This is a genomic window from Arthrobacter sp. NtRootA1, assembly GCF_019976975.1.
In the GTDB taxonomy this organism is placed as follows: Bacteria; Actinomycetota; Actinomycetes; order Actinomycetales; family Micrococcaceae; genus Arthrobacter; species Arthrobacter aromaticivorans.
Window position 1 is genome coordinate 982249 of sequence record NZ_AP024630.1, and the last position, 20128, is coordinate 1002376.

A 20128-nucleotide genomic window follows, 5' to 3' on the forward strand; every position below is an offset into this window, starting at 1 on the left:
CGGGTTTTCTACAGCCGATAGAAGTGTAAGGTTACTCACTTAACAGGTAGTGTGTAGCTGGCGGGACTCCTCAAAGGGCTAAAGTTCCGAGAGGACCTTACGCAATGTGACCGGCTTCAATCCTGGTTGTTACCGCGTACTTTCCGCAGCTGGCTATCGCGGTCATCGCGGTTCCCGGCTGAACAGAAAACTACTTCGACGTAGAAGGACACTAAACCGTGGACCTGTTTGAATATCAGGCGCGCGATATGTTCGAAGCGCACGGTGTACCCGTGCTCGCCGGCATCGTGGCGCACACTCCTGAAGAAGCAAAGGCAGCTGCCGAGAAGATCGGCGGCGTTACTGTCGTAAAGGCACAGGTTAAGGTTGGTGGCCGCGGCAAGGCTGGCGGCGTCAAGGTTGCCAAGACTGCCGACGAGGCGCTTGAGCACTCCACCAACATCCTGGGCATGGATATCAAGGGCCACACCGTCAACAAGGTGATGATCGCCCAGGGTGCGGACATCGCCGAGGAATTCTACTTCTCGGTCCTCCTGGACCGCGCCAACCGCAACTACCTGGCCATGTGCTCGGTTGAAGGCGGAATGGAAATTGAGCAACTGGCTGTTGAGCGTCCCGAGGCCCTGGCCAAGATCGCCATCGATCCCGCTGTGGGCATTGACCAGGCCAAGGCTGACGAGATCGTCGCAGCCGCAGGCTTCGCTGAAGAACTGCGCGGCAAAGTGGCCGACGTCATTCTGAAGCTCTGGGACGTTTTCAAGAAGGAAGACGCAACCCTGGTTGAGGTCAACCCGCTGGTCCGCACCGGCGCAGGCGACATCATTGCCCTCGATGGCAAGGTCACCCTCGACGAAAACGCCGACTTCCGCCACGTGCACCACGCACTGCTCGAGGACAAGGAGTCAGCTGACCCGCTCGAGGCCAAGGCAAAGGCGCAGGACCTCAACTACGTCAAGCTGGACGGCGAAGTAGGCATCATCGGCAATGGCGCCGGTCTTGTGATGTCCACCCTGGACGTCGTTGCCTACGCTGGTGAAAACCACGGCAACGTCAAGCCCGCCAACTTCCTGGACATCGGTGGTGGAGCTTCTGCGGAGGTCATGGCCAACGGCCTGGACGTCATCCTGGGTGACTCCCAGGTCAAGAGCGTTTTCGTCAACGTCTTCGGTGGCATCACCGCTTGTGACGCTGTGGCAAAGGGCATCGTGGGTGCACTTGCTGAGCTCGGATCCGCTGCGAACAAGCCGCTGGTCGTTCGCCTCGACGGCAACAACGTCGAGGAAGGCCGCCGCATCCTGACCGAGGCCAACCACCCGCTGGTTACCCTGGCCGCCACCATGGACGAGGGCGCCGACAAGGCCGCCGAGCTCGCCAACGCAGCTAAGTAAAGGGACGCGACAATGTCTATCTACCTCAACAAAGACTCCAAGGTCATCGTTCAGGGCATCACCGGCGGCGAAGGCACCAAGCACACCGCACTGATGCTCAAGGCCGGCACCAACATTGTTGGTGGCGTCAACGCCCGCAAGGCCGGCACCACGGTCCTGCACGGCGACAAGGAAATCACCGTCTTTGGCACCGTCAAGGAAGCCATCGCTGAAACCGGCGCCGACGTCTCCATCGTCTTCGTTCCGCCGGCATTCACCAAGGACGCCGTGGTTGAAGCCATCGAAGCCGGTATCGGCCTCGTTGTAGTCATCACTGAAGGCGTTCCGGTTCAGGACTCCGCCGAGTTCTGGGCACTCGCGCAGTCCAAGGTTGACGCCGAGGGCAACCAGGTCACCCGCATCATCGGACCGAACTGCCCCGGCATCATCACCCCGGGCGAAGCCCTGGTTGGCATCACCCCTGCAAACATCACGGGCAAGGGCCCCATCGGCCTCGTGTCCAAGTCCGGTACCTTGACCTACCAGATGATGTACGAACTCCGCGACCTCGGCTTCTCCACCGCCATCGGCATTGGTGGCGACCCCATCATCGGCACCACGCACATCGACGCCCTGGCTGCGTTCGAAGCTGACCCGGAGACCAAGGCAATCGTCATGATCGGCGAAATCGGTGGTGACGCTGAAGAGCGTGCTGCTGACTTCATCAAGGCCAACGTCACCAAGCCGGTTGTTGGCTACGTTGCAGGCTTCACCGCTCCTGAGGGCAAGACCATGGGCCACGCAGGTGCCATCGTCTCCGGCTCCGCAGGAACCGCGCAGGCCAAGAAGGAAGCTCTTGAGGCTGCAGGCGTGAAGGTCGGCAAGACGCCGTCCGAAACCGCTAAGCTGCTGCGCGAAGTTTTCGCAACGCTCTAGTACCCAAAGCAACGCGGGGTCACTTACGGCCCATTCCCGAGTGTGGAATGGGCTCAAAGTGACCCCGCGTTGCTGTTTAAGGCAAGCACGACGGCGGCCCCTCACCTTTCCCACGGAAGGCGGCGGGGTCGCCGTCGTGCTTTAACGCGCGTTGCGGGGCCCTGTACCTTCAAGGCCTTTATTTGTTAGTATGTCAGGACAAACTACTTCGAAGGAGCGCGAGATGCCATTGGTAAGAGTCGACGTCAATCAGGGCCGGCCGGCGGAGGAGTTGGCCGCCATCAGCCGGGCCATCCACAATGCAATCGTCTCTGAGTATGAAATCCCTGAGCGGGACTACTTCCACATCATCACCGAGCACCCGAATGGGCAGATTGTGGCCCAGGACGCTGGACTGGGGTTTGAGCGCAGCCTTGAGGTGGTCATGATCCAGATCTTCACGCAGGGTGGACGAACCCAGGTGGCCAAGAGCTCACTCTTTGAAGCCATTACCGAAGGGCTTGGCGAGCTTGGCGTCAAGGGCGAGGATGTCTTCATTGGCTACATGGAGAACTCGCCCGGCGACTGGTCTTTCGGCTTCGGGCGCAGTCAGTATGTCACTGGAGAATTGGCCATCCCGCGCAAGTAGATGCAGTCCGTGTCATGTTGTAAATATGTCAGTACAAACCTTTGACAGGACATGAAATGTGGTGCAAAGTAGTCATGTGGCCCCGCTCACTGAAGGGGTGGCAAGGCATTGGGGCCCAGCGCTCAAAGGTTCAGAGTTCACAAGAGAAAGGTCAACGATCATCGTGACCCACGAACTGCTTACGATCGGGCGCATCAGCGTTGATATCTACCCGAACGATATTGGGGTGGACCTGGAGGACGTGACGTCCTTCGGCAAGTATTTGGGAGGCTCGCCTTCCAATGTGGCCGTCGCTGCTGCGCGCCACGGCCGCCGTGCCGGTGTCATTACCCGGACCGGCGATGACGCGTTCGGGAACTACCTGCACCGGGAACTGCACAAGTTCAACGTTGATGATTCCTTTGTCTCCCCCGTGAAGGAGTACCCGACGGCGGTGACTTTCTGCGCGATCAAGCCGCCGGAAGATTTCCCTCTGTACTTCTATGGACGGTTTCCCACGGCGCCGGACCTGCAGATCAAAGCCGAAGAGTTGGATCTGGATGCCATTAGGGACGCGGGCATTTTCTGGTCCACGGTGACCGGCCTCTGCCAGGAACCCAGCCGCAGCGCGCACATCGCAGCTCACGAAGCCCGTCCCCGGACTGGTTTGAAGGAAGGCCAATTCACCATCCTGGACCTGGATTACCGGCCGATGTTCTGGGATTCGGAAGAGGAAGCCCGCACGCAAGTTGCCCGGATCCTTCCGCACGTTACGGTTGCGATCGGCAACGACAAGGAATGCGCTGTAGCAGTGGGGGAGGGTACGCCCGACGAACAGGCGGACCGGCTGCTGGCCGCCGGCGTCGAGATTGCCGTGGTGAAGCTCGGCCCGGAAGGTGTCATGGCCAAGACCCGCACCGAGCGGGTCGTCTCGGCCCCTGTGCCGGTGGAAACCGTCAACGGCCTGGGCGCGGGTGACTCCTTCGGCGGGGCTTTCTGCCATGGGCTGCTGTCCGGCTGGAGCCTGTCCGAGGTTCTGGATTACGCCAACGCTTCCGGCGCGATCGTTGCCTCCCGCGTGTCCTGCGCGGATGCGATGCCGACGCCGGATGAGGTCACCTCGCTGCTCGCGGAACGCGGCCGGCCCATCCCGGGAGCTTCCCCTGCCGCGGCCCCTGCGCCCGCAGCACCAACGTTCGCAGAAGGAGCAGTCCGTTGAGCCTGAACGATGACCCCCGCCGCTATGAGCACTTGAGCCGCATCCGGCTCGAGGACCCGGAAGCCGTCGCACGCGCGGCTGCCACCCGTCGTCGCCACCCGGGGCTGAAGCACGGTGTCCAGAATTTCATTGTTGCGGCAGATCATCCGGCGCGCGGCGCCCTGTCCGTTGGGCCGGAGCCGATGGCGATGGCCGATCGCCGGGACCTTCTGGACCGGCTGCAGATCGCCCTCGCCAACCCGGCCGTGGATGGCATCCTTGCCTCACCGGACATCATGGATGACCTGCTTCTGCTGGGTGCTTTGGACGGCAAACTCATCTTCGGCTCGATGAACCGTGGTGGCCTGGCTGGTCTGGTCAATGAGTTCGATGACCGGTTCACCGGACACACAGCTGCCGCGTTACAGGCACTCGGTGCCGATGGCGGCAAGATGCTCACGCGGATCTGCCTGGGTGACCCGGACACGGTGGCCACGCTTGAAGCGACCGCCAAGGCCATCGATTCGTTGGCCGAACGTAAGCTCATCGCCATGGTGGAGCCATTCCTCTCGGTGCGTGACGCACATGGCAAGGTCCGCAACGATCTCCGCGCGGACGCCGTGATCAAGTCCGTCGGCATCGCCGAGGGCCTGGGTTCCACCAGCGCCTACACCTGGATGAAACTGCCGGTGGTGGCGGACATGGAGCGCGTCATGGCCTCCACCACGCTTCCTACCGTGCTGTTGGGTGGTGACCCTGACGGCTCCCAAGACGAGGTCTTCGCCAGTTGGCAGGCCGCCCTCGCGCTGCCGGGCGTCCGCGGCCTCACGGTGGGCCGCACGCTTTTGTACCCGCACGACGGCGATGTGGCGGGTGCCGTCGCGACGGCCGCCTCGCTGCTGAACAACGCTGGACCTGCGACCGGGTCCGCGACTGGGCCTGCTGCGGGGGAGCCCGCTTCGTCTGACCGTATTCCAGTGAAAGTATCGGAGTAGCCCCGCCATGCGGACCTCAACAGGAACAGCAACCCGTCGGATGACCGTGGCCCAGGCCGTGGTCGAGTTCCTTTCCAAGCAGTACACGGTGGATTCCATCGGTGGCCAGGAGTACCGTGAGCGCCTGATTCCGGGCATGTTCGGTATCTTCGGGCACGGCAACGTTGCCGGCGTTGGTCAGGCTTTGAAGCAGTACCAGGCAGCGGACCCGTCCATCATGCCGTACTACCAGGGTCGCAATGAGCAGGCCCAGGCGCACCAGGCTGTTGGCTATGCACGGCACACCCGCCGGCGCCAGACGTTCGCGATCAGCACGTCCATTGGTCCGGGTTCCTCGAACCTGCTGACTGGTGCCGCCCTGGCTACAACGAACCGGCTGCCGGTGCTGCTGCTGCCGAGCGACACGTTCGCCACCCGTGCAGCGGACCCGGTGTTGCAGCAGTTGGAACTGCCGTATGCGTACGACATCACGGTCAATGATGCCTTCCGTCCGTTGTCGAAGTTCTTTGACCGGGTCTCCCGCCCGGAGCAGTTGTTCTCGGCGTTCCACCACGGCCTGCGTGTCCTGACGGACCCGGCCGAGACGGGCGCGGTGACGATTTCGCTGCCGCAGGACGTCCAAGCCGAAGCCCTCGACGTTCCGGAAGAGTTCTTGGCCGAGCGTGACTGGCGGATTCGCCGTCCCGAGGCCGAGGATGAGGACATCCGCCGCGCAGTGGAGGCCATCCGTGCCGCCAAGCGCCCGCTAATCATCGCCGGCGGCGGCGTGCTCTACGCCTACGCCAACGAGGAACTCGCCGCCTTTGCCGAGCTCACCGGCATTCCGGTGGGCAACACCCAAGCTGGCGTCGGTGTCCTCCCGTGGGATCACAAGCATTCCCTGGGTGCGATCGGTTCCACGGGCACGACGGCGGCCAACGCCATCGCGGCCGAGGCGGACCTGGTGATCGGGATTGGCACCCGCTACGAAGACTTCACCACCGCGTCCCGCACCGCGTTCCAGAACCCGGACGTGAAGTTCGTGAACATCAACGTGGCCCCGATCGATGCCTACAAACACGGCACCACCATCCCCGTGGTCGCTGATGCCCGCAAGGCCCTGGTGAAACTGAACCAGGCGCTGGGCGGTTATCGTGTGGGTGCTGACCTTGAAGAGAAGGTCGCGGCGGAGAAGAAGCGCTGGAACGCGATCGTGGATGAGGCGTTCGAGACCCGTTTCACGCCGTTGCCGGCCCAGAACGAGATCATCGGAGCCACGAACAAGGCCATGGATGACCAGGACGTGGTCATCTGCGCCGCGGGTTCCCTGCCCGGGGACCTGCACAAAATGTGGCGGGTCCGTGACCCGTTCGGCTACCACGTGGAATACGCCTATTCCTGCATGGGCTACGAAATCCCGGGCGGGCTGGGCGTGAAACGCGCAGCACTGGCCGAAGCCGCTGCCGGCGGTCCAAACAGGGACGTCGTGGTGATGGTGGGGGACGGTTCCTACCTGATGATGCATACCGAACTGGTCACCGCCGTCGCCGAACGCATCAAACTGATCGTGGTCCTGATCCAGAACCACGGCTACGCCTCCATCGGTTCACTGTCCGAGTCGCTCGGCTCCCAGCGTTTCGGTACGCAGTACCGGGTGCTGGATAAGGAACAGCACAGTTTCGACGCCGGCGAGCACCTGCCGATCGATCTGGCCACCAACGCCGAATCCCTGGGTGCGAAGGTCATCCGGATCGAACCGGGCGAGAACGTCATCGAATCCCTCGGCGCTGCCATCAAGGAAGCCAAAGCAGCCCCCGAAACCGGCCCGATCGTCATCCACGTCGAGTCCGATCCTCTGCTGGATGCACCCAGCTCGGAATCCTGGTGGGACGTTCCCGTCTCCCAGGTCTCGGACCTCGAATCCACCCAGCAGGCCTACGAGACGTATACCGACCACAAGAACCGCCAGCGCAAGCTGCTCGGTTGATTCTCAGATACATAGACCCCAGCCTTTCAAGCTACAGACCAAAGGAAGTCCGCATATGTCGACGACGACCACACTGACCACCATTAACCACTTCATCAATGGAGCCGAGTCCACGGGGGTGGGGGAACAGACCCGGCCCGTGTACAACCCGGCTACTGGGCAGGTCACGGCGGAGTTGCGCCTGGCGAATGAGGCTGACCTGGACACTGCGGTGGCTGCGGCGAAGAAGGCTGCCGAGTCTTGGGGTGATATTTCCCTGGCCAAGCGCACGGGCGTGTTGTTCAAGTTCCGTGAACTGGTCGCCGCGCACGTGGACGAGTTGGCCGAGTTGATCACGGCCGAGCACGGCAAGGTCCTCTCCGACGCGAAGGGTGAGATTGGCCGTGGTCTGGAAGTGATCGAGTTCGCCTGCGGCATCCCGTCCCTGCTCAAGGGTGACTACTCGGACCAGGTCTCCACCGGCATTGATGTGTTTTCCTTCCGTGAACCCCTGGGCGTGGTTGCTGGTATTACCCCGTTCAACTTCCCGGTGATGGTGCCGTTGTGGATGGCTCCGATGGCGATCGCCACGGGTAACGCGTTCATCCTCAAACCCTCCGAGCGGGACCCGTCCGCACCGATGTTGCTCGCGAAGCTGTGGAAGCAGGCCGGTTTGCCTGATGGGGTGTTCCAGGTCCTGCATGGCGGGAAGGAAACCGTTGACGGGCTCCTGACGCACCCGGATGTGGACGGTATTTCCTTTGTTGGGTCGACCCCGATTGCGCAGTACGTCCACGAAACCGCCACGAAGCACGGCAAGCGGGTCCAGGCCCTGGGCGGGGCGAAGAACCACGCGATCGTGCTTCCGGACGCTGACCTGGACAACGCAGCTGACCACCTCGCCGCCGCGGCGTTCGGTTCCGCGGGGGAGCGGTGCATGGCGATCTCCGTCGCTGTCGCTGTCGGGGACGCGGCTGATTTGCTGGTGAAGAAGGTCCAGGAACGTGCCCTGGCTGTGAAGGTCAACAACGGCACAGTGCCCGGTGCGGAGATGGGTCCGGTCATCACCCCGGCCTCCAAGGAACGCATCGAACGGATCGTCACCGAAGCAGAGCAGGCTGGCGCTGCGATGGTGGTGGACGGCCGCGACCTCGTCGTCCCCGGCCACGAAGAGGGCTTCTGGGTTGGCCCCACCGTGATCGATCAGGTCAGCACCGAAATGAGCGCCTACACCGAGGAGATCTTCGGGCCCGTGCTGGTGGTGGTCCGCGTGGACACCCTCGAGGAGGGCATCGCGCTGATCAATGCCAACCCGTACGGCAACGGCACCGCGATCTTCACCTCCTCCGGCGCCGCAGCAAGGAAGTTCCAGCGCTCCGTGACCGTGGGCATGGTCGGCATCAACGTGCCCCTGCCCGTCCCGGTGGCTTACCACTCCTTCGGCGGCTGGAAGAACTCCCTCTTCGGCGACAAACACATCTACGGCCCCGAAGGCGTGTCCTTCTACACCCGCGGCAAAGTCATCACCTCCCGCTGGCCCGAACCCACCCACGCCTCCGGCGCCTCCTACAACTTCCCCTCCAACTGAGAAAGATACTGCTGTCATGACTGACGTCGAGAACAAGCTCATCATCGGCACCGCCCCTGACTCGTGGGGCGTGTGGTTTGCCGATGACCCCCAGCAGACTCCGTGGGAACGGTTCCTGGATGAGGTAGCTGAATCCGGCTACAAATGGATTGAACTGGGTCCCTACGGCTACCTGCCGAACGACCCCACCCGGCTGGCAGAAGAGCTCAAGCAGCGCGATCTCAAGGTCACTGCCGGAACGGTGTTCACGGCCTTCCACCGTGGTGCCAAGCAGTACGACGAGGCCTGGGAACCGGCACGCAAGGTGGCCGAACTGACTGCGGCCATGGGTGGTGAACACATTGTGGTTATCCCCGCGATGTGGCGGGACGACGTCACGGGCGAGGCCGTAGAGAACGGCGAACTGACCGACGAGCAGTGGGCTGATCTCTTCGCAGGCCACAACCGGATGGGCAAGGTCCTGTTGGAGGACTTTGGGCTGCACCAGCAGTTCCACTCCCACGCTGACTCGCACGTTGGCGCGCAACAGGACATCGAAACCCTCTTGGCCGCAACGGATCCGCAATACCTGAACCTATGCCTGGACACGGGCCACGCGGAGTACTGTGGCGCTTCCAGCCTGGAGCTCATCAAGAATTACCCGGACAGGATCGGCTACCTGCACCTCAAGCAGATCAACCCCGAGATCCTTGCGGAGGTCAACGAGAAGAATATGACCTGGGCTGCTGCCAACCTCGCCGGCGTCATGACCGAGCCGCCGAACGGCCTCCCGGACCTGCGCGCTGTTATTGAAGCTGTGGAAGGCCTCAACCGGCCGATCTTCGGCATCGTGGAGCAGGACATGTACCCGGTAGCGTTCGATGTACCGATGCCCATCGCCAAGCGAACACGCAACTACCTGCTTTCCTGCGGCTCCCGCACGCGGGTCCAGTAGCTCCCGCACGCTGGTCCAGTAACTAGAACCAACCTCACGAAGGATAGAAAAGTGACAAAGATTCTCCGCGTTGCCGTCATCGGCGCAGGCCGCATGGGTGCCGACCACATCAAGCGCCTGAGCACCCGCATCCACGGCGCTGAAGTAGCCGCCGTCGTCGATGTTGATCTTGCCCGCGCGCAGGCTGCCATTGAAGGAATCGACGGCGCTGCGGCGCTGTCCAGTGCCGATGAGGCGCTGAACAATGGAGACGTTAACGCCGTCCTGATCGCCACGCCGGGCTTCCTGCACGAGGAAATCCTGTACAAGGCGTTGGAGAAGGACTTCCCGATCCTCTGTGAGAAGCCGCTGACACCGGATGCGGAAAGCGCGTGGAAGGTTGTCCAGGCTGAACTGGCATTGGGCCACAAGCGCATTCAGGTGGGTTTCATGCGCCGCTTTGATGCCGAGTACTCGGCACTGGGTTCGATCATCCGCAACAGTGAATTGGGGGAACTGTTGATGCTGCACCACCAGCACCGCAACCCAAGCACGCCTGAAGGCTTCACCAACGAGATGCTGATCAACGACTCCGTGGTCCATGAGTTCGACGCCATCCGTTACTTCACCGGCGAGGAAATTACCTCAGTGCAGGTCCGCTTGGGTAAGCCCACGCGCAACGCCCCCAATGGCCAGCACGACCCCCAGCATGTGCTGCTTGAAACTGAATCGGGCGTGTTGGCCGACGTCGAGATTTACGTCAACGCCAAGTTCGGCTACCAGGTTGCCACTCAGGCGTCCTTCGAGGATGGCATCGTGAGCATCGGCGGTGACAGCGGCCCGTACATCCAGTCCGCTGGTAAGTGGGGCGGCAGCGTCACTCCGGGCTTTGAGGAGCGCTTCGGAGCAGCGTACGACGTCGAGATCCAGGCGTGGGTTGATGCCGCCCTTCGCGGCGAAATCGGCGGTCCCACCGCCTGGGACGGTTATGCCACCGCTGCTTGCTGCGAGGCCGGAGTCGAGGCACAGAAATCGGGCGAGAAGGTCAAGGTGCAGTTGAACACCAAGCCTGATCTCTACAAGTAGGGGCACTGACATGAAGATTGCCCTTGACCCCACTCCGTTCCACCACAGCCACACGCTGCTCGAGTTCCCGCGCGTGGCAGCAGATCTTGGCTACAAGTACCTGCAGATGACGCCTCACGCGGACCTCATCCCGTTCTTCAACCACCCGAAGGCTGATGACGAGTTTGTGGGCAAGCTGAAGGCAGCGTGTAAGGACGCCGGCGTCGAAATCGCCTCCGTCCTGCCGGTCCTGCGGTGGTCCGGACCCGATGAGGACGCCCGGGAAGCTGCGGTCCGCTACTGGAAGCGGGCCATCCAGATCGCCGTAGACCTCGGCGTTCAGACCATGAACACGGAGTTCAGCGGCCGTCCGGAGAAGGCTGAGGAGTCTGAACGCGCCTTCTACCGCTCCATGGAGGAACTGCTGCCGATCATCGAACGCGAAGACATGGATGTGCTCATCGATCCGCACCCGGACGACTTCGTGGAAGACGGACTGGCTGCGCTGCGCGTGATCCGGGGCGTGAACTCCCCGAACATCGGCATGGTTTACGTTGCCTCCCACACCTTCCATATGGGCAACAAGCCGTTGGAGATCATGCGGGCGGCCGGCGACAAGCTCCGCCTGGTGCACGTCTCTGACACGATGAACCACCACGCCTCACACGGACTCAGGTACATCACCAACCCGCCGGGCAACGCTGTCCGCGTCCACCAGCACCTCAAGATCGGTGATGGGGATGTGAACTGGGACGAGTTCTTCGGCGGCTTGAAGGAGATCGGATTCCTGGACAAGGAGAACACCGTCATGGTTTCTTCGGTGTTCGCAGAGGACGAGAATGCCGAGGACGTTTCCAGGTACCAGCTCAAGACGATGAACGATTACATCGCCCAAGCCAAATAGCGCTCAACACCAAGAATGCCCCTGTGACCGAGAATCACAGGGGCATTCTGTCATCGATGCGTCAGGCGGTAAACGGGAGCCTCGGGTCCACGCCCTGGGCGTCCCAGGTCTGGCGGATCCAGCCGTGGTGGGGGTCATCGCTGATGAGCCAGTCGCGTACGCGTCCGGGGCCTGCCATGACGTTCAGGTAGTAGAGGTCATAGCCCGGGGCTGCCATCGCCGGTCCGTGCCAGCCGTAGGGGACCAACACCACGTCACCGGTGCGGACCTCCGCTGAGACATCGATGGGCCGGTCATCGGAGGCGTAGACGCGGGCGTAGCCTATTGCGTCTGAGTCCGCAGGGGCAGGGGAGTCCGGGGCGACGCGCGTTTCGAAGTAGTAGATCTCCTCCAGGCTTGTCTCGCCTTCCTTCTCCTCGTCGTGCTTGTGGGGAGGGTAGGAGGACCAATTGCCGGCAGGTGTGATGACCTCGCAAACAATAAAGCGATCAGCTTCCAGCGCCGCCGGTGTGCCGAAGTTGTGGACCTGCCGGGAGCAGTTGCCCGCCCCACGCAGCTCTACGGGGGTCTCGGCTGCCGTGACCAGGCGGGTAGGGTAGCCGGCCTTCGCCGGTGCGGTCGCGACCGCCACCCTTCCGCCGTCGTGCGAACTGATGGTGACGGCCCTGTTGATACCCGTGTACAGGACGTCACTTGGCCCGTGGAAAACCGAATGCCGGCCCGCGAGGCTGTACGCGTCGTCGTCGACCGTTACGGTAAACGAACCACTCAGCGGAACCACAATGCGTTCCTCCCCAGCGGCAGGAAGCTCGACGGCGGCACCAGGTCCGAGCGTCGCAACCTTCAGTCCCGTATGGGCCCAGCCGTCGATCGCGAGGGTGGAATCGGAAGTGCCGAGCGAGATGTCCCATTTGCCGTCAGTGGCTGTTCCCAGCGGGTAGACCCAGTTGGCCATAAATTTGTGTCCTTGCGTTAGCGCTGTACGAGTGTCATTTCAAAGCTGTAGGAATCGGCGCGGTAGACGTGGTGGCCCGTTTCAACCATGCGTCCGGTGTCGTCCACCGCAGTGCGTTCCATGGTGACCAGGGCCGAACCAACTTCGGCCTCGAGGAGGGGAGCCTGGTAGTCATTGGCGATCATGGCGCCGATGCGCTGGGATGCCAATCGGAAATTCACGCCGCCGCGTCGAAGGATGGAATAGAGTCCCTCGCTGGAGAGCTGGGCTTCGTCCATGCTGGTGATGTCGTCACGGACCCAGTTCTCCATGAGCGCCAGGGGCTTGCCGCCAACTTTGCGGAGGCGGGTGAAGTGGTAGACCTTGGACCCGGCCGGCAGCTGAAGCGCGGTGAGTGTGGCGGCATCGGCCTCCACGTGGGAGAAGCTAAGCACATCCGTGGTGGGCTTCTTGCCGTTATTACTGAGGTCATCGAAAAGGCTTGAGAGCTCCAGCGGCCGCCGGACCTGGCTTGAAACCACCTGCGTGCCAACGCCGCGCTTACGGACCAGGAGGCCCGAGCGGACCAGTTCGTCCATGGCCTTTCGCATGGTGGGGCGGGACAGGTTGAGCTGTGCAGCAAGGTCGATTTCGTTGTCCAACCGGCTGCCCGGTTCCAGGACGCCGCTGTGGATGGCGGCTTCGATTCCCTGGACCACTTGGTGATAGAGCGGCACCGGGGACGAACGGTCGATGCTGAGGCTGAGTTGGTTCGCCACTGGTTTCTCCTAGCCTGCGGAAGCCCGGCCAAGGAATCAGTAGCCCGGTCGGATGGATGAGTATGTCCGCTCATGTTCTCTTGATAGGACATACTGGTTTTTTCTGATAATAGCAGCCGTGCTGGGCTGGTCAAGGAAGTGACTTCCAGGCATGTGGTGGCGGCATCTACTCGAGGAACTTACGTCAAAACATTCTAATGTCAGGACAAAGTATTGACAAAGTGTGAGGCGAGTCACCATGATCGAGGTAGCAGGCGATCCGGGCACGAGTCCCCGGACGCCCGAAGCTGACATCAAAGGAGATAACGGTGGCAAAATTCTCGTGGCGCAAAGCGGCGGTCGTCGCAGCAGTGGTTCCATTGGTGGCCCTGAGCGCCTGTTCGAGCCAGGGCGGCAAACCGGCAGATTCCGGGGGAGGTGCAGGCGCCGGGCAGGCAGCCAGCACTGCACGCATCAAGGTGGCCCTCATTACGCACGCAGCAGCTGGGGACACCTTCTGGGATATCGTCCGCAAGGGCGCAGAGGAAGCATCGAGCAAGGACAACGTAGAACTCCTGTACACCAGCGATCCCGAAGCCGGACGCCAGGCCCAGCTTGTTCAGCAGGCCATTGATCAGAAGGTGGACGGCATTGCTGTCACACTGGCAACCCCGGACGCCTTGAAGGATGTCCTGAAAAAGGCCACCGCTGCGGGTATCCCCGTTGTGAGCCTCAACGCGGGTGAATCCGTATCCAGCCAGCTGGGCGCTTTCACGCACTTCGGATCGAATGAGCAGCTTGCAGGCGAGGCGGTGGGCACCCGGCTCGCTGCAGAAGGCTACAAGCACCCCGTTTGCGTCATCCAGCAGCAGGGCCATGTGGGCCTGGAAGCACGCTGCGCCGGTGTGAAGGCCAAGGTGCCGGCAACGGAGATCCTCTACGTCGATGGCAAGGACATGACCGCGGTCCAGTCAACGGCCACAGCGAAACTCCAGGCGTCCAAAGATGCCGATGTGATCATCGGTCTCGGCGCCCCCATCACCCTCACCCTGCTCAAGTCCGTCACCGACGCCAGCAGTTCGGCCAAGGTGGCCAGCTTCGACCTCAATGCCGATCTCGCCCAAAAGATCGTAGACGGCCAAGTGATCTTCACGGTTGACCAGCAGCCATGGCTTCAGGGCTACATGTCCGTTGATGCCCTGTGGCAGGCAAAGCGCGGCGGCTTTAAGATCGGCGGCGGCCAGCCCGTCCTGACCGGCCCGACCATCGTGGACAAGGCCAACGCCGCCGATGTCCTCAAATTCGCCCAGCAAGGCGTCCGCTAGATCCAGGCATCCGGCTGCGCGGCGGGGAACCGCCGCGCAGCCTGACCAACAAGGAGTCATTCCTATGGCAAATACAACAACTCTGCCGCCGGCGGGGGCTTCGGCCCCTGGCGACGAACGGGTCGGACGCCGTAGTCCGGTCCAAAAGTTCCTGGCGAGGCCCGAAGTCGGTGCACTGGTCGGAGCGGTTGTCCTTTTCATCTTCTTCGCGTCTGTTTCCCAGACGTTTACGCAGCCGAACGCGCTCGCCACCGTGCTCTACGGTTCCTCGACCATTGGCATCATGGCGGTAGGGGTTTCCCTGCTGATGATCGGCGGTGAGTTCGACCTCTCCACGGGTGTGGCCGTGATCTCCTCCGCACTGACCGCCTCGCTCTTCAGCTGGAACTTCTCACTGAATGCATGGGTGGGTGTCACTTTGGCACTGGTTGTCTCGCTGGGCATTGGATTCATCAACGGCTGGATTCTCGTCAAGACCAAACTTCCGAGCTTCATCGTCACCCTGGCGACCTTCCTCATGCTGACCGGCCTCAATCTGGCACTGACCCGCCTTATCGGTGGCAGCGTCTCCTCGCCGTCGATCTCCAAGCTGGACGGGTTCGAATCGGCACGAGCGGTATTCGCCTCCTCCGTCAGCATCGGCGGCGTTGAAGTCAAGATCACCGTATTCTTCTGGATCATCCTTGTGGCAGTGGCATCGTGGATCCTGTTGCGCACCCGCGTTGGCAACTGGATCTTCGCAGTTGGCGGTGATGCCAATGCTGCCCGCGCAGTTGGCGTCCCGGTGACCAAGACCAAGATCGGCCTCTTCATGGCTGTTGGTTTCTGCGGCTGGATCCTGGGCATGCACAACCTCTTTGCCTTCGATGCCGTGCAGTCCGGTGAAGGTGTTGGCAACGAGTTCCTCTACATCATTGCTGCCGTCATCGGTGGTTGCCTCCTGACAGGCGGCTACGGCTCGGCCGTGGGTGGCGCTATCGGTGCCTTCATCTTTGGCATGGCCAACAAGGGCATCGTGTACGCACAATGGAATCCAGACTGGTTCAAGTTCTTCCTGGGCTTGATGCTCCTGCTGGCCACCATCGTGAACCTGATCGTCAAGCGCCGGGCAGAGCTCAAGTAAGGGGCCGGAACAATGAACGCACAACAGATCGACCAGCAGACATTGCTGAAAAACGAGAAGGACCCGTTGACGCACACACCCGTGCACCTGCTTTCGCTCGAGGGAGTAGGCAAGCACTACGGCAACATCATCGCCCTGCGCGATGTAACCATGGCGGTGGACAACGGCCGGGTCACCTGCGTCCTGGGCGATAATGGCGCCGGCAAATCAACGCTGATCAAGATCATCGCGGGCCTGCACCAGCACGACGAAGGCACCCTTCAGGTGATGGGTGATGCCCGGAAGTTCAATTCGCCAAGGGACGCCCTCGACGCCGGTATCGCCACCGTGTATCAAGACCTGGCTGTGGTTCCACTGATGCCCATCTGGCGTAACTTCTTCCTTGGCTCGGAACTGACCAGCGGATTCGGTCCGTTCAAGAGCATGGATGTCCAGAAAATGAAGGACATCACGCTGAAGGAACTGGCCGAGATGGGCATCGACCTCCGTGATGTTGACCAGCCCATCGGTCAGCTCTCGGGCGGCGAGCGCCAGTGTGTCGCCATCGCCCGGGCCGTGTACTTCGGCGCGAAGGTGCTGATCCTGGATGAGCCCACAGCAGCACTTGGCGTGAAGCAGTCCGGCGTGGTGCTCCGGTACATCCTGCAGGCCCGCGACCGCGGCCTCGGCGTTATCTTCATTACCCACAACCCGCACCACGCCTTCCCTGTGGGTGACCGCTTCCTGCTGCTCAAGCGCGGCAAGTCGATCGGCTACTACGACAAGAAGGACATCACCTTGGATGAGCTGACGGCCCAAATGGCCGGCGGTGCAGAACTCGCGGAGTTGGCCCATGAGCTGGAGCAGCTCGGTGGGCATTCCGATGCGCTTGAGGAGGTCAAGGCCGAAGTAGCGGGTGTGGCTGATGCTGCGCCGGAAAGTGCCACGAAGCGGCACTAGGTTTGTTCGGCGGACTTCTGCCCGGAGCGCCTCGTGGCTCCGGGCGGAGTCGTGTCCGGCGCCTCTAGCGCCCTCTAGCGAACGGCTCGCTCCAGCGAACGGCTCCCTCTAGCGAACGGCCGACGTCGTGCCGCGGAGTACCAGCGTCGGTTCGATGAGCTTGCGCTCCGGCTCCAATGTCGGATCGTCGATACGGGCAAGGAGCCTTCGCGCTGCGTCCACGCCCACAACGTCGCTTCGGTTATCGATGGATGTGAGGTCCAGGAAGCGCGACTTGGCCAACGGGGAGTTGTCGTACCCGATCACCGAAACTTCGTTGGGCACGGAAAGTCCACGGGCTTTGATGGCGGCGAACGCGCCTAGCGCCATGGTGTCGTTGGCTGCGAAGATGGCTGTGGTGCCGGGGTGGTGATCCAGGAGCCAGCAAGCGGATCCGTACCCGTCTTCTTCTGACGTTCCTTCACTCTCACCGATCACGACTTCGACGCCGGCAGCCTCCAACGTGCTTTGGTAACCGGCCCGCCGGTGGAAGGACGCGCCGTCGGACCCGGACAGGTGGCCGATGCGGCTGTGGCCTAACGCCAGCAGGTGGTCCGCTGCCATCATGCCCCCGCGGTCGTCGTCGTTGGTTATCAGGTCTGCACCTGCCGGGACGCCGTTCCGCCATCCCGCAACAACGGTGGGGACCCATGTTCCAGCGAGCATTGGTTCGCTGGGCTCGGCGGCCAGGACCAAGGCGTCCACGTGCATCGCCAGCAGGCCATCCGTGGCTTCCTTGATGCGGTTCGCCCCGGGCCTGGAGTCCGCGAGCGTGACTTGGTAGCCGAGGTCTGAAAGGACGGATTCCATCCCACGGAGGAGGTCTACAAACCAGGGGTTCCGGTAGTCGTCAATGACCAGCCCGATGCTTTTGGTGCGGCTGCTCGCCAGCGTGGTAGCAGCGCGGCTGGGCCTATAGCCAAGATCGCGGATGGCCTTTTGGACGGCCTCCCGACGCTTTTCGCTGATCCTCCCCGGGTCCTTGAGGAACAGTGAAACCAACGACGGCGAGACTCCGGCCTGGGTGGCGACGTCGTAGAGGGTGGGGCGGCGGGTCTGTGCGCTGTTCAACGGAATCGGTGTGCCTTTCGTGTCTGTCCTCGAGGATAGTCCCTTAAGGATTGACAGGACATATAGACATAGTTACGCTCAAACCCAGTGCAAAAATTGTAGCGCTACAAAACGTCGTTCAATGCCTCATGGCATGGCGAAATTTCAAAGGAGAAATCAATGGCTGAAAGCCTCGGCGTCGCCGTCATCGGTGCAGGCATGGCCGGTAAGGCCCATGCTGCCGCGTACCGCACAGCATCTGCCCTCTACAGCCCGGTACTGCCACAGCTCCGCCTCGTCTCCATTGGCGACGTGAATGCCGAATTTGGTTCCCTGGCTGCGCGGCGCTTTGGATACGAGCGCAACGATACGTCCTGGCAGGCAATCGCCGAGGCCGATGACATTGATGTAGTCAGCGTCGTCATCGCCAACTCGCTGCACCGGGAGGTAGTGGAAGGCCTGCTCGCCGCCGGCAAGCACGTGCTGTGCGAGAAGCCGCTCAGCGACACCTTGGCCGATGCCCGCGCGATGGCAGATGCCGCCCGCGCTGCTGAGGCCGGGGGAACCCTGGCGCGTATCGGCTTCACCTTCCGCCGCACCCCGGGCATTGCCTACATCCGCGATCTCATCCAGAATGGCGTTCTCGGGAACGTCCTGCACTTCAGTGGCCGGTACTGGACCGACTATGGCTTCAGCCCTTCGGCTCCGATGAGCTGGCGATACAAGGGCGGGCCCGGCTCCGGTGCGCTGGCCGACGTCGGAAGTCACCTGACGTATGTATCCGAATTCCTGTGCGGTGACATCAAGTCAATTAGCGGTGGCCGGCTCGCAACAGCGATTGCCAAGCGGCCCCTTCCGCTGGGCGCCGTCATGGGTCACGATCACGTGGCCGTCAGCGACACGTTCGAAGCGGTCGAGAATGACGACTATGCAGCCTTCAACGCGGAGTTCACCAACGGCGCCGGAAGCTTCGAAGTCTCCCGGGTTGCAGCCGGCCATGCCAACGGCCTTCAGTTCGAGGTCTTCTGCGAGAACGGCGCCGCCAAGTTCGATCAGCGCCGCCCCTCCGAGATCCAGCTGTTCCTTAATGATGGATCCGGCAATGAGAACGGTTACCGCCAAGTCTCCCTTGGGCCGGGACACCCTTACATCGCCGGTGGCCTGGCAATGGACGCGCCGGAAGTTGGCTTCGGCCAGAACGATGCCTTCGGCTACCAGGCCCGGGCATTCCTCGAAGAGGTCGCAGGCCTTGGCGAAGAGGCATCCCTGCCCCGCTGTGCCACCTTCGATGAAGGTGTCCGCAACATGGAACTCCTCAGTGCCGTCACTGAATCCGCCCTGAACAACGGAAAGAAGATCACGCTATGAAACTCGGCGTCTACAACGCGATCCTCCACGACCGTCCGCTCCCGGAAGCACTGAAGGTCATTGCCGATCTGGGCCTCACGGGCATCGAGATCAACACCGGCGGGTTCCTGCCCGCCGTGCACGTCCCCACCTTTGACGAGATTCTGGAAAGCGACGCAGCGCGCGACGACTACCTGGAGATCTTCGAGGGCACCGGCGTTTCCATCGCTGGCCTGAACTGCAACGGCAATCCACTGCATCCGAAGCGGGAAATCGGTGAGAAGCATGCCGAAGACATCCGCCGTTCCATTCGCCTCGCCCACCGCCTCGGACAGGACCGGGTGGTAACCATGTCCGGCCTTCCTGGGGGCGAGCCTGGGGCGAGCATCGTCAACTGGGTAGTCAATGCCTGGAACTCCGCCGCCTTGGACGTGCTGGATTACCAGTGGGGCGTGGCGGCAAAGTTTTGGAAGGAAATGGACCGCCTCGCCGCTGGCCATGGCGTCAAAGTGGCGCTTGAACTGCACCCTCAGAACCTCGTCTTCAACACCGCTGATGTCTACAAGCTCGTCGAGCTCACCGGAGCCACGCATGTTGGGGTCGAGTTGGACGCTTCGCACCTGTTCTGGCAGCAGATGGACCCCGTAGCCGTGGTCCGCGAACTTGGCCCTTTGGTGTTCCAAGCGGCCGCGAAGGACGTCCGCGTGAACAAGGACAACGCTGCCCTGTACGGAGTATTGGACAACAGCTTCCGACGACTCTCAGCCGAGGAAAACCGCACCAACCTGGGCGGCGACGAGTGGGCGAACGAATGGCCCAGGAACTCGGCCTGGGACTTTGTGGCCTTGGGCCGTGGACACGATACGGCCTTTTGGACAGAGTTCCTCCGGGCCCTCCATGAGGTTGATCCCGACATGCTGGTGAACATCGAACACGAGGACGTTTCCCTGGGCCGCATCGAAGGACTTGAAGTTGCGGCAAAGGTCCTTAAGGATGCCGACGCGGCACTGAAGGCTTCTACCGCTAGTGCTAATTGACAGGACAAACTGACAAGGTTTAGTGTCGCCTCAAGAATCCCTCTTTAAGACTCAACTT

Annotated in this window: 18 protein-coding genes; 15 read left to right on the forward strand and 3 right to left on the reverse strand. The window is 62.0% G+C overall.

The features are described from left to right. Nucleotides 1-218 precede the first annotated feature (218 nt). The 10 genes from sucC (at nucleotide 219) to LDN90_RS04730 (ending at nucleotide 11518) form a co-directional block, all read left to right on the forward strand. Nucleotides 219-1388 carry an ADP-forming succinate--CoA ligase subunit beta gene (gene sucC, locus LDN90_RS04685; protein WP_216926067.1) on the forward strand — a complete coding sequence of 390 codons (1170 nt, stop codon included), beginning with the start codon at nucleotides 219-221 and terminating at the stop codon, nucleotides 1386-1388. A 12-nt stretch (nucleotides 1389-1400) separates the two neighbouring features. Beyond that, nucleotides 1401-2303, forward strand: a complete 903-nt coding sequence (sucD, locus tag LDN90_RS04690) for a succinate--CoA ligase subunit alpha (protein ID WP_216926068.1) — start codon at nucleotides 1401-1403, stop codon at nucleotides 2301-2303. 223 nt (nucleotides 2304-2526) lie between these two features. Beyond that, complete coding sequence (locus LDN90_RS04695; protein ID WP_223948110.1) at nucleotides 2527-2931, forward strand: tautomerase family protein; 405 nt, start codon at nucleotides 2527-2529, stop codon at nucleotides 2929-2931. Nucleotides 2932-3094: 163 nt separating this feature from the next. Beyond that, nucleotides 3095-4129: a 5-dehydro-2-deoxygluconokinase gene (gene iolC / locus LDN90_RS04700; RefSeq protein ID WP_223948111.1), complete on the forward strand. Its 1035-nt coding sequence runs from the start codon at nucleotides 3095-3097 to the stop codon at nucleotides 4127-4129. Then, nucleotides 4126-5103, forward strand: coding sequence for a deoxyribose-phosphate aldolase (locus LDN90_RS04705; RefSeq protein ID WP_223948112.1), 978 nt, complete (start codon nucleotides 4126-4128; stop codon nucleotides 5101-5103). The genes iolC and LDN90_RS04705 overlap by 4 nt, the downstream gene beginning before the upstream one ends. A 40-nt stretch (nucleotides 5104-5143) precedes the next feature. Continuing rightward, nucleotides 5144-7069 (forward strand): 3D-(3,5/4)-trihydroxycyclohexane-1,2-dione acylhydrolase (decyclizing), encoded by a 1926-nt coding sequence (iolD, locus tag LDN90_RS04710; protein WP_216926172.1) that lies wholly within the window; start codon nucleotides 5144-5146, stop codon nucleotides 7067-7069. A gap of 55 nt (nucleotides 7070-7124) precedes the next feature. Then, the gene (locus tag LDN90_RS04715; protein WP_223948114.1) at nucleotides 7125-8636 is read left to right on the forward strand and encodes a CoA-acylating methylmalonate-semialdehyde dehydrogenase; all 1512 of its coding nucleotides are present in this window, start codon (nucleotides 7125-7127) and stop codon (nucleotides 8634-8636) included. 16 nt (nucleotides 8637-8652) lie between these two features. Next, nucleotides 8653-9570: a sugar phosphate isomerase/epimerase gene (locus LDN90_RS04720; protein ID WP_216926073.1), complete on the forward strand. Its 918-nt coding sequence runs from the start codon at nucleotides 8653-8655 to the stop codon at nucleotides 9568-9570. A 51-nt stretch (nucleotides 9571-9621) separates the two neighbouring features. Further along, a complete protein-coding gene (locus LDN90_RS04725; protein WP_216926074.1) occupies nucleotides 9622-10635 on the forward strand; it encodes a Gfo/Idh/MocA family oxidoreductase in 1014 nt (337 codons plus the stop codon). Between the two features lie 10 nt (nucleotides 10636-10645). Continuing rightward, nucleotides 10646-11518: a sugar phosphate isomerase/epimerase gene (locus LDN90_RS04730; RefSeq protein WP_223948115.1), complete on the forward strand. Its 873-nt coding sequence runs from the start codon at nucleotides 10646-10648 to the stop codon at nucleotides 11516-11518. A gap of 61 nt (nucleotides 11519-11579) precedes the next feature. On the opposite strand, the gene iolB is transcribed toward LDN90_RS04730, so the two are convergent. Both iolB and LDN90_RS04740 read right to left on the reverse strand, forming a co-directional pair. Beyond that, entirely contained in the window at nucleotides 11580-12473 is an 894-nt protein-coding gene (gene iolB, locus LDN90_RS04735) for a 5-deoxy-glucuronate isomerase (RefSeq protein ID WP_223948117.1), read from the reverse strand. A gap of 17 nt (nucleotides 12474-12490) precedes the next feature. Then, entirely contained in the window at nucleotides 12491-13231 is a 741-nt protein-coding gene (locus tag LDN90_RS04740) for a GntR family transcriptional regulator (protein WP_216926077.1), read from the reverse strand. A 308-nt stretch (nucleotides 13232-13539) separates the two neighbouring features. On the opposite strand from LDN90_RS04740, the gene LDN90_RS04745 reads away from it, so the two are divergent. From LDN90_RS04745 to LDN90_RS04755, 3 genes are all read left to right on the forward strand, one after another. Continuing rightward, nucleotides 13540-14535 carry a substrate-binding domain-containing protein gene (locus LDN90_RS04745; protein WP_216926078.1) on the forward strand — a complete coding sequence of 332 codons (996 nt, stop codon included), beginning with the start codon at nucleotides 13540-13542 and terminating at the stop codon, nucleotides 14533-14535. Between the two features lie 64 nt (nucleotides 14536-14599). Then, on the forward strand, nucleotides 14600-15658 hold the full coding sequence (locus tag LDN90_RS04750) for an ABC transporter permease (protein ID WP_216926079.1): 1059 nt from the start codon (nucleotides 14600-14602) through the stop codon (nucleotides 15656-15658). A gap of 12 nt (nucleotides 15659-15670) precedes the next feature. Further along, the gene (locus LDN90_RS04755) at nucleotides 15671-16597 is read left to right on the forward strand and encodes an ATP-binding cassette domain-containing protein (RefSeq protein WP_216926080.1); all 927 of its coding nucleotides are present in this window, start codon (nucleotides 15671-15673) and stop codon (nucleotides 16595-16597) included. A gap of 108 nt (nucleotides 16598-16705) precedes the next feature. On the opposite strand, the gene LDN90_RS04760 is transcribed toward LDN90_RS04755, so the two are convergent. Beyond that, entirely contained in the window at nucleotides 16706-17713 is a 1008-nt protein-coding gene (locus LDN90_RS04760; protein ID WP_223949239.1) for a LacI family DNA-binding transcriptional regulator, read from the reverse strand. 153 nt (nucleotides 17714-17866) lie between these two features. Here LDN90_RS04760 and LDN90_RS04765 point away from each other — a divergent pair, with 153 nt between their 5' ends. Together LDN90_RS04765 and LDN90_RS04770 are read left to right on the forward strand one after the other, a co-directional pair. Further along, nucleotides 17867-19054 (forward strand): Gfo/Idh/MocA family oxidoreductase, encoded by a 1188-nt coding sequence (locus LDN90_RS04765; RefSeq protein WP_223948118.1) that lies wholly within the window; start codon nucleotides 17867-17869, stop codon nucleotides 19052-19054. Further along, nucleotides 19051-20070 carry a sugar phosphate isomerase/epimerase gene (locus tag LDN90_RS04770; RefSeq protein WP_223948119.1) on the forward strand — a complete coding sequence of 340 codons (1020 nt, stop codon included), beginning with the start codon at nucleotides 19051-19053 and terminating at the stop codon, nucleotides 20068-20070. The genes LDN90_RS04765 and LDN90_RS04770 overlap by 4 nt, the downstream gene beginning before the upstream one ends. The last annotated feature ends 58 nt before the right edge of the window (nucleotides 20071-20128 follow it).